Origin of the sequence: Methylomonas sp. LW13 (assembly GCF_016865255.1) — a bacterium.
GTDB lineage: Bacteria > Pseudomonadota > Gammaproteobacteria > Methylococcales > Methylomonadaceae > Methylomonas.
In genome coordinates, this window is record NZ_CP033381.1 from 5,122,421 (window position 1) to 5,134,747 (window position 12,327).

Annotated in this window: 11 protein-coding genes; 2 read left to right on the top strand and 9 right to left on the bottom strand. The window is 52.4% G+C overall.

From position 1 onward, the window contains the following. Positions 1-105: 105 nt before the first annotated feature. From JL719_RS23350 to JL719_RS23360, 3 genes are all read right to left on the bottom strand, one after another. Positions 106-2,313 (bottom strand): primosomal protein N', encoded by a 2,208-nt coding sequence (locus tag JL719_RS23350; protein WP_033156924.1) that lies wholly within the window; start codon positions 2,311-2,313, stop codon positions 106-108. A 400-nt stretch (positions 2,314-2,713) separates the two neighbouring features. After that, positions 2,714-3,211 carry a disulfide bond formation protein B gene (locus JL719_RS23355; protein WP_033156925.1) on the bottom strand — a complete coding sequence of 166 codons (498 nt, stop codon included), beginning with the start codon at positions 3,209-3,211 and terminating at the stop codon, positions 2,714-2,716. A gap of 70 nt (positions 3,212-3,281) precedes the next feature. Further along, complete coding sequence (locus JL719_RS23360) at positions 3,282-4,235, bottom strand: universal stress protein (RefSeq protein ID WP_084153300.1); 954 nt, start codon at positions 4,233-4,235, stop codon at positions 3,282-3,284. 321 nt (positions 4,236-4,556) lie between these two features. Between JL719_RS23360 and JL719_RS23365 the strand changes: the two genes are divergently transcribed. Beyond that, on the top strand, positions 4,557-5,777 hold the full coding sequence (locus JL719_RS23365; protein WP_033156926.1) for a potassium/proton antiporter: 1,221 nt from the start codon (positions 4,557-4,559) through the stop codon (positions 5,775-5,777). 28 nt (positions 5,778-5,805) lie between these two features. On the opposite strand, the gene JL719_RS23370 is transcribed toward JL719_RS23365, so the two are convergent. From JL719_RS23370 to JL719_RS23385, 4 genes are read right to left on the bottom strand one after another with little or no spacing between them, the layout of a single operon-like run. Next, on the bottom strand, positions 5,806-6,510 hold the full coding sequence (locus JL719_RS23370) for a potassium channel family protein (RefSeq protein WP_033156927.1): 705 nt from the start codon (positions 6,508-6,510) through the stop codon (positions 5,806-5,808). Further along, a complete protein-coding gene (locus tag JL719_RS23375; RefSeq protein WP_033156928.1) occupies positions 6,507-8,111 on the bottom strand; it encodes an NAD-binding protein in 1,605 nt (534 codons plus the stop codon). The genes JL719_RS23370 and JL719_RS23375 overlap by 4 nt, the downstream gene beginning before the upstream one ends. A gap of 6 nt (positions 8,112-8,117) precedes the next feature. Further along, positions 8,118-8,831, bottom strand: coding sequence for an SDR family oxidoreductase (locus JL719_RS23380; RefSeq protein ID WP_033156929.1), 714 nt, complete (start codon positions 8,829-8,831; stop codon positions 8,118-8,120). Further along, on the bottom strand, positions 8,819-9,811 hold the full coding sequence (locus JL719_RS23385) for an SPL family radical SAM protein (RefSeq protein WP_033157012.1): 993 nt from the start codon (positions 9,809-9,811) through the stop codon (positions 8,819-8,821). The genes JL719_RS23380 and JL719_RS23385 overlap by 13 nt, the downstream gene beginning before the upstream one ends. Before the next feature lie 391 nt (positions 9,812-10,202). Here JL719_RS23385 and JL719_RS23390 point away from each other — a divergent pair, with 391 nt between their 5' ends. Continuing rightward, positions 10,203-10,559 carry a hypothetical protein gene (locus JL719_RS23390; protein WP_033156930.1) on the top strand — a complete coding sequence of 119 codons (357 nt, stop codon included), beginning with the start codon at positions 10,203-10,205 and terminating at the stop codon, positions 10,557-10,559. Between the two features lie 61 nt (positions 10,560-10,620). Here the strand turns inward: JL719_RS23390 and JL719_RS23395 are convergent, their stop codons facing one another. Continuing rightward, positions 10,621-11,514: a PilZ domain-containing protein gene (locus JL719_RS23395; protein ID WP_203531402.1), complete on the bottom strand. Its 894-nt coding sequence runs from the start codon at positions 11,512-11,514 to the stop codon at positions 10,621-10,623. 107 nt (positions 11,515-11,621) lie between these two features. After that, positions 11,622-12,212: an LOG family protein gene (locus JL719_RS23400; protein ID WP_033156932.1), complete on the bottom strand. Its 591-nt coding sequence runs from the start codon at positions 12,210-12,212 to the stop codon at positions 11,622-11,624. Between the last annotated feature and the right edge of the window lie 115 nt (positions 12,213-12,327).

Below are 12,327 nucleotides of genomic sequence, written 5' to 3' on the forward strand. Positions count from 1 at the left end.
CTTAAGTTACTGATTTAGATGTCTATGGGTTTTGCTACGGTCCGTCGTAAAGGGCGGGAATTATTACATAAACCGGACTAAATCGCCGGATTTTGGCGGATCAGGCTAGTACAAATCCACCGGATCGACATCCAGCGACCAACGTACCTTTTTGGCTTCTTTCAACGCATAAATGGCGGGCAACAAATTGTCCAGCAAATGATGCAATTCTTTGCGCTGCGGACTCTGCAACAGCAACTGGTAACGGAATAAACCTGCGCGCCTAGCCATCGGTGCCGTCACCGGCCCCAGAACCTGCACTTCGCCGGGATTTAGCTCGCTGATTTTCTGACAAACCGCCTGTAAAAACTGTTGCGGCTCCTCGGCTTTGCCGGCTTGCACCCGCAGCAAGGCCTGATGGCCGAACGGTGGCAAACCAGCCTGCCGCCGCTCCTGCAGCGCACTTTGTGCGAAAGCCCGATAGCCTTTGCTTAGCAGGGTCTCCAGCAAGGGATGTTGCGGATGGCGGGTTTGCAATACCACCTTGCCGGGTTGATCGGCCCGCCCGGCCCGGCCGGCAACCTGCACGATCAATTGCGCCAGTCTTTCGCTACCGTGGTAATCGATACTGAACAGGCCGCTGTCTATATCCAAAATGGCAACCAGCGTCACGCCCGGAAAATGATGGCCCTTCGCGAGCATTTGCGTCCCGAGAATAATATCGACCCCGCCATCGTGAATCTGCTCCAGATACTGTTCCAACGAACCTTTACGTTGTGTGGTGTCCCGGTCCAAACGTACCACCACCTTGTCCGGGAACAAGCTTGCCAGGGTCTGTTCGATACGTTCGGTCCCCAAACCCAGCGCCTGTAATTCGCCGGTTTTACAGGCCGGGCACTGCTTGAGCAAAGCTTGTTCGCTGCCGCAGTGATGGCAGCGCAGCAAGCGGTCGGCAGCGTGAATCACCAAATTGGCATCGCAGCGCCGGCAGCGCGAGACCCAGCCGCAGCCATGGCAAATCTGCACCGGCGCATAGCCGCGGCGGTTGAGAAAAATCAGCGCTTGTTGTTTTTTGGCCAGCGTGGCTTGGATTTCCGCCAGCAGCGGTTCGGACAGGCCGGCTTGCATTCTTTTATTGCGAATATCCAATAACTGAAAGCTCGGTGCCGTGGCATTGCCGGCCCGATTGGGCAAATGCAGTAATTGGTAGCGATGCTGGGCAACGTTCGCCATGCTCTCCAGCGACGGCGTCGCCGAACCCAACAACACCGGGATACCCAATCCCTTGGCTCTGGCAATGGCAACGTCCCGCGCGGAAAAGCGAAAACCTTCCTGTTGTTTGAACGAGCTGTCGTGCTCTTCATCGAGAATGATCAGGCCGGGGCGCGGCATTGGTGTGAACAGCGCGGAACGGGTGCCGAGCATGATGGCGGCATGGCCTTGTTGCATGCTCAGCCAGGCATGCAAACGCTGGTTATCGGTTAACTTGGAATGCGTGGACACCAGGTTCACGGCAAAACGCTTTAGAAAACGTTGCTCCAATTGCGGCGTCAGGCTGATCTCCGGCAGTAAAACCAGCACCTGTTTGCCCTGCGCCAACACCTCGGCGATGATCTGCATATACACTTCGGTTTTGCCGCTACCGGTCACGCCTTCCAGCAAGGATACGGCAAAGTGGCCCAGATTGGCGATGACCGCATCGATAGCCGCCTGCTGGTCGGGGTTGGCCGGTAACGCGGTCTTAGTGACGGCTAATCCGCCGCCCGGAGCGGATTCGTGCGCCGTGACCAAGCCCTTGTCGAGCAAGGCTTTCAACGCCGGCTTGTAGGCGCTAAGCGCGGCAGCCGTCATCGCACTCCCGGTGGCCTGCAACAAAGCCAATAGTGCTTGTTGCTTGGGTGCGCGGCGTAATTGTTCCGGGGCAACCAGCCGACCCTGCGGGCTGAGGCCGAAACAGGGTTGGTGTTGCAGTAAAGCCGGCCGACCTTGGCGCAAGGCCACCGGAAACGCGGCTGCCAGCACTTCACCAATCGGGTGGTGATAATAGCGGCTGGCCCAGCGTAATAACTGGATGTCGGTGTCCGCCAATAGCGGCTGGGTATCCAGAACGGCGATAGCCGGTTTGAGTTTATCCATCCGGACACTGGAATTGTCCGCGACAGCCAGCAAAATCCCTACCTGCTGGCGCTTACCGAAAGGCACCAACACTCTGACACCTGCTTGCAATTCCGACACATTAACGCCGAGTGGCGGCAAATAATCGAATAAGCGGTCCAGCGGAACTGGCACGGCAACTTTCAAAATTAAATTGCCGGAAGTATCACAGTTAGGCATGTCTCGTGATGTTTTTTTGATATTAGATCGCTAAGTGGTTAACAGGATTGAGGAATCTGAGTTACCCACAAAAGCTGTGGATAACTCTGTGGATAGGCTTTTGAGAGAATCGCTTAGTGTCGGTTTTTATTACACATTTGTTAAATTGTGCAAATTTAAGCCAGCTGATTTGCCAATTATAAATCAATGACTTACGTAAAAAATTAATCTGTGTTAAATATCGCAGGCGCTATCGCAATGCCATGCAGGCTACGCGCCGTTTTTGTGCATAACCTGTTGCGAAGCTGTATCGATTCGACGCGGTAACTGCTGCAGTTGCAACAATTGGGTGCCGCGAAAAAATCAGGTCGCTAACACCGGCGACTTTTGACATGGCTGTACCAATTTGCGAATCCCGTAGCTAGACGGCATCGGCATCGTTAAAAAACTGTAGGCCCGCCCAACCCGCCAACAACAAAAACGCGAACAAGGTCCAGGCCGGAATACTCAGACCCAACAAGGTCCAATCGACTTTCGCGCATTCGCCGGTGCCGGTCAGCATCAGTTTAATGGTGTCGGCTAACGGGAAATGCTGAAACACGTATTCCAGCCCCGGACTGCATTCCGGCACCTCTTCGGGCGGCAGATGTTGCAACCAGACATGCCGGGCCGAGACGCTGGCGCCAATCAGCGCCGCGGCGGCACTGCACAGCGCGTAAATTTTGCGGCCGCGATTATGCAAACCAGCGATTAAAAAAATCACGCCTGTCGCCAAAATGGCCAAGCGCTGCGAAATACACAGCGGGCAAGGCTCCAATTCCTCGACGAACTGCAAATAGGCGCCAACCGCCAACAGCCCAGCGCAAGCGGCAAAGCCCAGGAAAAAACAAATACGCGGATTAAATTTTAAAAAATTCATTTTCTATGTCTTGGATTAATACGGAAGCTGCAAAACTTCGGTTTAGGGCAAAAGCTGGCTCAAACCCTGTTCATGCCAAAGGAGAAACAAAACCGTCCGGCTTGACTGCGAGCACTGAACATTGGATACCGTTAAGGATGACTTCGGCAGTGTTGCCGATGATCAAACCTTTGATGCCGGTACGCGCCACCGTTCCCATCACCAGTAAATTGACGTCCAATCTTGCCGCCAAAGCCGGAATATCGTCCCGCGCACTCCCTCTGACCAAGTGCAGCCTCGGCGATAAGTAATTGTAAGCCTCATCGCCTATCCAATGCCGTAATTTAGCAGCCAAGCCATCGAGCCCGGCCTGATAGCGGGCTCTTTCGGCTTCAATCTGCATTTCGACGGTTTTACTCGGAATTTCGCCTGCCCACGCGCTCAACATCGAGTCCCAAACGTGTACCAGATGCAGTTCGGCGAAATCGGCGAGCGCTACGGAACTGGCGAGCTCCAAAATTCTGCGGTTCAATCCTTCGTCCGCTCCGTCCGCGGACCACGGATCGAAATCGACGGCGGCCATGATTTTGGCATAATTGTTCGTTTCTTCAGACCGCATCAACCAGACCGGACGCGGGCATTTGCGTAACAAATGCATGTCCGTACTGCCGAACAAATGGTCATGGATACCATGGTCGCCGGCGGCCAATTTAATGACCAAATCATGGTCGCCATCCAGGGTCTGGCGCACAATTTCGATAAACGGGCTGCCAACCCGGATTTGCACATCAACGGGGTTCACGCTGCTGTAGCCAAGCAGTAAGGCTTCCAGCTTCTGGCGCTCCTGCTCGCGCAGCTGATTGTCGATTTGCTCCGGCGTATAAAGCTCAAGCAAAGCGCCCAGACGCGGTTGTTCGACGACCTGTAAAAACGTCAATCTGGCTTGATTGTTTGCCGCCAACGCGATCACCCGCTCGATAGCCTGCCGCTGGTCGACGGCAAATTCGGCGACATACAGGATGTTTTTGAATCGGTTCATAGCCATGGTGTTGAGATCGTATAAATAGCCGAAATGCTTAGATTCCGGCTATATTGTCCGGGCAATCGAAAGCCACTTTGGCGGCGGATGCGCGTCCAGTACCAAAAAACTCCGTTTTCAGCGGGGCCATGCGATTACACTCCGGCCTCAGACTTTACCGCGTCACGGCAAGTGAGGCAATCGCCGCTGTTTATCGGCACGGCACAAATCGACGTGGGAAGTAAGACACGATTTGCTTGGACCGAACATGCCGGCTCAAGCTTGCAAGACCGCTCATTTGCCCATACATCTTAACTACCGTAAATTCCTGATCACAGAGAATCGCCCATGCCCTCCATCGAATTGGTCAGTCTAGTTAGCGCCAGCCTGCTATTAATCAGCGTGTTTTCCAGCAAACTGGCCAGCAAAGTGGGCATTCCTTCGCTGCTGTTTTTTCTCTTGACCGGCTGGCTGATCGGCGAGTTCGGCGGACCGGAACTGCATAGCCCGGAAATTGCAAAATTTATCGGCGATTTTGCATTGATTTTTATTTTATTTACCGGCGGCCTGGACTCGCATTGGCCCAATATTCGCCCGGTGTTATGGCAGGGGTTATGCCTTTCCACACTGGGCGTGTTTATCACGATGCTGCTGTTAGGCAGCTTTGCTTGGTTTATCCTCGGCTCATTCAGCACCTTTTCGCTGGGCGTTCATGGCATTACGCTGACTCAAGGCCTGTTGCTGGCCGCTATTGTCTCTTCCACGGATGCTGCCGCGGTGTTTTCCGTGCTGCGCTCCAGTCACATTGTTTTGAAGGGCAAGTTGCAACCTTTGCTTGAGTTGGAATCCAGCAGCAACGATCCGATGGCCGTGCTACTGACTGTTACCTTGCTAAATTATGCGACCGGGGCCGAATCGGCTTTTCTGGAAGGCGGCATGTTTTTGGTTATGCAACTGTTGATCGGTGTGGCCGTGGGTTATGGCGGCGGGCGTTTCATGGTCTGGTTGCTGAATCACATGGGCTTAAGCTCGGCCGGCTTGTATGCCATAGCCTCCATAGCATTGGTGTTGCTGACGTATAGCGGCGCTACGTTTATGCATGGCAATGGCTTTTTGGCCGTTTACGTGGCCGGCATTGTGGCCGGAAACCGGGAAGTTACCCACCACCACTACATCAATGCCTTCCATGACAGCTTCGCCTGGCTGATGCAGATCATTATGTTTTTAACCTTGGGCATGCTGTCGGTACCCTATCGCGCCGAATTGTCGTCCTTGGCCAGTGTGGCCGTGGCGATTAGTTTGTTTCTGATGTTTGTAGCGCGCCCGGTCAGCGTCTTCATCAGTTTGTTGTGGGCCAAGATCAGTTTTAAGGAAAAGCTGCTGGTTTCCTGGGTGGGTTTGCGCGGTTCAGTACCTATCGTACTGGCGACTTTCCCGTTGGCGGCCGGCATCAAAGAAGCCGGGGAGATTTTTGTCCTGATCAGTTTTATTGTGGTGATGTCGGTGTTGATTCAGGGCTTTTCGCTAGCGGCTTTGGCGCGTTGGCTGGGATTGGCAGAGAAAAAATAAAATCGGCAGGGCGCAGTCCAAGTGCCGGCTAGATTTTACAAAACTCATTTTCGACGTCTTTTTTAAATGCTCTAATTTCCCGCGAGGGCCCCAAAATCACCAATATATCGCCAACACTCAAACGGCGATCAAATTCTTCCGCCACAAAATGCAGGCGTTCGCTGACTTGTTTATTGACGATGCCGATCAGTATCAAATTGTACTGCGAACTTAAATGCAGCTGGCTGACGTGGGCATTCTCCAGATAGCTGTTTTCCGGAATCGCCACCTCGGCCAGATGCAAATCGTGTCTGCCGAATACAGTGTGATCGAAAATATCATTGATATCCGGCCGCTTCAGCATATCGTGAATTTTGCGCCCGCAGATTTCATACGGGTCGATAATCTTGTTGGCGCCCGCCGCTATCAGTTTTTCCGCCGACTCCGGACTATCGACAATCGCCACGATATTCAACGCCTTATCCAGTGCCCGCGCTGATAGCGTCAGAAATACATTTTCCGAATCCGTGTCGAAAAAGCAAAACAGCGTATCGATATGCGCACCAATGCCGATCAGCTTCAAATCGTCGTCGCTACGGAAATCGATATTGGCGGTTTCGAAGCCGTTTTCCCGCGCCAGCGCCGCTTTGGCCGGATCGTGATCGATCACGGTGATTTGATAGAGCTCTTTGTCCAGCCGGCTAATGGCCTCGAACGACAGCCGGTTGTAACCGAATACGGCGATGTTTTTCATTTGGGCTGCCTGCTGAATAAACGGCGTTGTTCCACCTGATCGCGAAAATGATCGATACCGTACTTACGGCCCAATAACACCAGCATGTCGCCGTGCCGCAGGATAAAGTCCACTTCCGGATTGAAATAAAAATGTTGCTGATTCACCTGGTATTTATTCTTGTGTTTCAGATGAATCGGATTGTCGCTGATCACTCCCAACAAGGTGAGCTTACGCTGCTGCAAATCCAGTTGGCCGATTTTTTGATTATCCAGCGGCGACTTTTCGCTGACCAATACCGACTCCATCACCGTCTCGGTTTGATTATGCAAAATGCCGGAGATGGCCTCGAAAGCAACGGGCTGACCGACAAATTCCGCCGCCAGCAATCCGGCAATCTCAAACGGCCTGATGACGTTATCAGCACCGGCCTGGTAGAGCTTATTGACGTTGTCATGCCGATTGGCGCGGGAAATTATGCGCAGGTTTTTATTTAAATGCCGGCTGGTTAAGGTCACATAGACGTTAATCACATCGTCGCCGGTGATGCACAGAATGGCGCTGGCACCGCGGCAAATACCGGCGTTGATCAACACTTCATTGTTACTGGCATCGCTTTCTATCGCCAGATAACCGCGTTTCTTGGCCAAATCAATCCGCGCCGGCACTCTATCGATGATTAAAAATTTTTGTCTGTCGTTGTGTAAATGCCGGGCAATTTCCTGCCCTACCCGGCCAAAACCGCAAATGATGATGAAATTGTCATAGCGGTCCAGTTCGGCGTAGGTTCTGGATTCACGAACCGACAACATTTTCTCGCTGAAGGCGGCAATCAGGATGGACGTGAAGAACGACAACACGCCCAAGCTGGCCAGTATCAAAAAAATTGTCACCCAGCGGCCGCCTGTGGTTTGCGGGGTAATGTCGCCAAAACCCACCGTCGCCAAAGTCACGATGGTCCAATAAAAGGCGTCGAATAAATTATGGATGCCGCTATCGGTAGCTTGATACTCGAACATGTAAATCGACACGCTGGCGATAAACACCAAAAAGCAGGTGAATATCAACAAAGTCATCAATTCGAAGCGTTTGCTGGCCAAAGCGTCGGCGAACAATTTGGCGCTATTGGAGTATCGAAATAGTTTGAATAGCCGGAAAATGATGAAGATACGCAGGATTGCCAACGGCCGGTAGCTGGGCAAAATGGCCAGAATATCGATAATCGCAAACGGCGAGGTGATGTACTCAATATCCCTGACGAAGGCTTTGCGAAACACCCCGAGCAGATTGAAATCCAGATTCAAATACAGCGCTTTCTCGTATTCCTCAATGATGACTTTATAGGTGTCCGAATAAATCCAGCCCCTGATCAGATATTCGACGATGAATACCATCAAAATTGCCAGCTCGAAATAACCGCCCATCTTGCTGTCTTCGTGCTCTATATCGTAAATCAGAAAAATCACGCTCAAAATCAGCAAGCCGATCATTGTCGCGTCGAAATATTTCTTTTTGCGGCTATGGCTGTTTTCTAACAAATCGTAAAAAAACAGCTTAGCTCTGCGATACCCGTCGGCGGATTTGAGGTAATAAGCGCAATAAACGATGAGTTTGGCTAGCATGTGGGGTTATTTCTTAAATTCGATCACTTTGCTGGAGGGATTTAAATTGATTTCGTCGATGACGCAGTGCGGGCCGGCTTGCAGGATATAAGACACCGCGTCGGCAATATCCTCCGCCAGCAAGGCTTGGCCGGACTGTTTGCCGGGCGCGAACGACAATGCATCAAAAAACGCGGTGTCGACCATGCCCGGATTGACCAAAGACACCCGCACCGAGCTTTTACCGCATTCGTCGCGCAAGGCCTGGCTAAAGCCGCGTAAGGCAAATTTGCTGGCGCAATAGAGGCTTCCGTTGCGGCTGCCTTTTAACGCGGCTTCCGAACCGATATACACCAAGTTGGCGTGTGCTTTTTGCTTCAATTTCGGTAACAACGCCCGCGTCAGATAGGCTTGGGCGGTAAAGTTGACGGTCATCAGCGTCTCGATTTGCGCGTAGGAAAACTGCTCCAATCCGCCGAATTGGCCGTAACCGGCGGCAAATACCACCGCATCCAAGGCCGGGAAATCGCTTTGCAGCTGCTTGGCAAACGGCGGCAGGTCGGCCAATTGCGCTAAATCCAGCTCGCGGCCGATAAACTGGGGGTGATGTTTGGAAAACTTCCGGCAGTCGCGCGATGTGCCAATCACTTGATGACCTTGCGCCAGCAATTGCCGGGCAATCGCCCGACCGATGCCGGAACTGGCGCCGGTCACCAATACCGTGCGCTTTACAGTGTGCATGGAAAATAGGCGCTGTGCGGGATATATTCCAGCAGCATTTGCGCGCAATCGGCCATCATCGCCTGTTCCAGATCGGCGCGGTAAGACACCATGCCGGACGCGGTTTGCAGCGGGCTGGCGAACAATCTTTCATCCGGATATAGCTTATGCATTTTTTTGAAATATTGCTCCGGCAAACGAAACACCCCCAAGCTGACCGAATGCAAGGCTTGCGCGTCGATCACCGCGAATACCTGTTCGAACAAGGCCCGGTATTGCTGCCGATAATCGTGCTGATAAATCAACGGGTCGAAACGCAAACCGATTTGCCAGCCCTGTTGCTGCAACTTGGCAGCGGCTTCGATGCGCTTGGCTACGTTTGGCGCCTTGGCTTCCACTTTATCGGCCACCGCATCCGGCGACAGGCTGAAAGCCACCACGCAGCGCGGCACCACCTCACGGTTTAATAGGCTTCTGATCTGTGTGCTCTTGGTACGCAATTCCAGCCAGGCATTGGGCAGTTCGGCAAACACCGGCAGAAATTGTTCGGCAAAGTCGGTGACCGGTTCAAAAGCCAAGCTGTCGCAATCGTAACCCGAGAAAAAATACACATCCTGATCGGGCGTTTGCAGACAGGTCTGGCGAATCTGCTCCTGAAAGTCCTCGTAATTCACAAACAGCACATAGTTGGCCGACTGGTACATGCCCTGCAAAAAGCAATAGCGGCAGTCGTACAAGCAATTCAGCATGTGCGAAAAATAATAATTGCGCTGGCCGCCGATACCGTAACCGGCCGGCGCGGGCAACACGAACTTTTGGTACTTTTCCGCCAGAATCAGGGCCGGATGTTGCTTTTGTAAGCGAAAGTTTTGCGCCTTGGGATTGAACACCTCGCCGCATCGCTCGCAAACCACTGTCCGTGCTTGCGGAAAACGCCGCCGAATCGTCGCTACGCGCGGGTGCTGCTCGATAGCGGATTCGATGTATAGCGTGTCTATCATGATGGCTGAATGCGGCAAAAGGCGGGAGAGCATTATAAATGATTGCCAGCGACGGGGCGCCAGCTTGCGCCCGATAAATCTGCAAATCCGCGCGTTGCGGCCACTTGTCGCAACTACCCGGCGCAAATGGTCCGTTGCCGGCACGCTAAATCCGTTATGATGGCTCCTGAAAAGCAATAACGTTTTTCAATTGGACCCAGTAGGAAAAAAGATACTTCCCATCAGCATGGATTTGCTTCAAGCCTTTTGCCGGCTATATGGCAAAAGGTGCTGTACCGGTGCTACTTCACGACGAACTTAGACCTATAAGTTGCCGGTGCAAAAAATCTATTCTGTGATGACGTGTTTTTTAGGGCATTGGACCTATTAACCATCACACAAAATCTACTTAATGAAATCATTTACAAAAGCAGTTTTAACGCTGTCATTGGCAGCATCTTTGAGTCTGGTCAACGTTTGCGCCTTTGCTGCTGAAGAAGCGCCAGTTGCAGCAGCACAATCAGGCGCCGCAGGCATCATCGCTCACATCGAAAAAGCGCTGGTTGAAGTGAGCAAAAGCGATTTCTCCGCTGCGCAGATTCATCTGAAAGCCGCCAGAACCAGTTCCGAAGCGATTGCCGGCAACTCCGAAGCCGCGAAAAAAGCTCACGCCTCTTTGATGCAAGGACAAATCCAGTCTAAAGCCGGTAACGTAGCTAAAGCCACTGAAGAATTGACCAAGACTATCGAACTGTATAAAGCGCTGTAAGGCTTGAACAGGGCTGGGCTGTAATGTCGGTCCAGCCTAATTCAGGGGCAAACCATAGCCCCTACATCCCAAAATAGGCATAGCCGCTCACAGCTATAACGCCGATTCCGACAATCTTGATCTTATCCACCAGCGCTTGCTGGCTCCAAAAATAAAGACAACTGGCTTTTTTGCGGCACCAGAAGGCTATCAGGCTATTGCCGGCCCGCCGACAATTCCGGGGAATAACGCGCCAAAGGAAGTACAGGCCAACCAGGCCTAGCGTACACAGAATGTAAAAAACGATGACTTGGGTAGTATGCGTATCGGTATGGAATGCGTGTTCTATGACATGATCCAGATTATATTCGGCATACTCGAACATCAAGTGTGCCACATGCAAAACCACTTCGAGAACATGATGGATCAAGCCCATCAGCAGCCCGAATGCGGCATCCGGCATGGCCAGAATTAATAAGGCCAGGCTTAACAGCAGGCCGTTCACGGCCCGCTGTTGTGTTTTGGTTTTGTCGATATGCTTGTTTAACAGCGCCGTGTCTTCAGGCGTCAAATTGACGAATTGGGCGCCGATTAAATACGGATAACGGTCGCTTTCGTAAGGGTTGCTGGGCTTGCAATACACTACCTTACAGCAGGTCATGATTGCGGTCATGCTGGATAACAGCAATATTCGCAGCATTAGATAATCGCCGGTTTGCAGCGGCTCTTGCGCAGTAAAGGCGATACCGCTGGCGCTGATATTGACGTTGAGCGTGTCGTTTTCCTGGCTTTGCGAATCGGGTAGCGCTTGAGGCGAGACGGTATCGGGCGGATTGCTGTTGCCGAGTAAATCATGGAAATTTTCCGGCGCTTGCATTTGTCCATCGTGATCAAGCTTGCGATAGAACAGATTGGCTTGCTCATGGATGCGAAAAGCCACTCTGCGATTCAATTTCTTGCCGTTTACCTTAGCCATATTCATCAAACCCTAAAAATCGCCTGTTACGTAGTGTCGATGATAGTCCAAGACCGTAAACTCTCAATCTGCATAAAAAAAGCCCTGACGCAGACTGGCGCGATTGTTCAGGTGTCGTCTTTACTGACCCACTGTTTTACGGCGGGCGGCTGGTAATTGACATAGCGGTCCAATAACAAATTTGGATCGGACTCGACCATCAACATGTCGCGATGATGCGGTTTGACGAATTGTTCCGCCGCGACGTGGTCCAGGAAATTAATCAAGGCATCGTAATAGCCCGCCACATTTAATACGCCGCAGGGCTTTTGATGAAAACCCAGCTGCGCCCAAGTCCAAATCTCGAATAACTCTTCAAGCGTGCCGATGCCGCCGGGTAGCGCGATAAAGCCGTCCGCCAGTTCGGCCATCAGCATTTTTCGCTCGTGCATGGATTGGGTGACGTGCAATTCGGTGAGGTTGGGATGGGCGACCTCCTTGTGCGCCAAGGCTTTGGGTATAACGCCAATGGCTTGGCCGCCGAGCTTTAACACCTGATCCGCCACCGTGCCCATGATGCCGATGCCGGCGCCGCCATAAATCAAGCGGATGTTGCGGCTGACCAGGGCTTGGGCCAGCGCCTGCGCGGCCTCGCCATACGCATCAAGCCGGCCGGGACTGGAGCCGCAATAGATGCAAATGCTGTTTATCGTTGTCATGTCGGATATGCCGGAGAATTAGGGTGGCTTATATTCGGTGGAAAACCATGACGCGGCAAGACGAAATTTACTGCCGCCCCATGCACGGGCAACAGCCGGCATGGTCGCTCAGCGG

Excerpts from the sequence above, each read along its gene's own strand:
- JL719_RS23355 (WP_033156925.1), bottom strand. The coding sequence starts at position 3,211 with ATGAATTTTTTAAAATTTAATCCGCGTATTTGTTTTTTCCTGGGCTTT.
- JL719_RS23365 (WP_033156926.1), top strand. The coding sequence starts at position 4,557 with ATGCCCTCCATCGAATTGGTCAGTCTAGTTAGCGCCAGCCTGCTATTA.
- JL719_RS23370 (WP_033156927.1), bottom strand. The coding sequence starts at position 6,510 with ATGAAAAACATCGCCGTATTCGGTTACAACCGGCTGTCGTTCGAGGCC.
- JL719_RS23390 (WP_033156930.1), top strand. The coding sequence starts at position 10,203 with ATGAAATCATTTACAAAAGCAGTTTTAACGCTGTCATTGGCAGCATCT.
- JL719_RS23400 (WP_033156932.1), bottom strand. The coding sequence starts at position 12,212 with ATGACAACGATAAACAGCATTTGCATCTATTGCGGCTCCAGTCCCGGC.
- JL719_RS23350 (WP_033156924.1), bottom strand. The coding sequence starts at position 2,313 with ATGCCTAACTGTGATACTTCCGGCAATTTAATTTTGAAAGTTGCCGTG.
- JL719_RS23375 (WP_033156928.1), bottom strand. The coding sequence starts at position 8,111 with ATGCTAGCCAAACTCATCGTTTATTGCGCTTATTACCTCAAATCCGCC.
- JL719_RS23380 (WP_033156929.1), bottom strand. The coding sequence starts at position 8,831 with ATGCACACTGTAAAGCGCACGGTATTGGTGACCGGCGCCAGTTCCGGC.
- JL719_RS23395 (WP_203531402.1), bottom strand. The coding sequence starts at position 11,514 with ATGGCTAAGGTAAACGGCAAGAAATTGAATCGCAGAGTGGCTTTTCGC.
- JL719_RS23385 (WP_033157012.1), bottom strand. The coding sequence starts at position 9,811 with ATGATAGACACGCTATACATCGAATCCGCTATCGAGCAGCACCCGCGC.
- JL719_RS23360 (WP_084153300.1), bottom strand. The coding sequence starts at position 4,235 with ATGGCTATGAACCGATTCAAAAACATCCTGTATGTCGCCGAATTTGCC.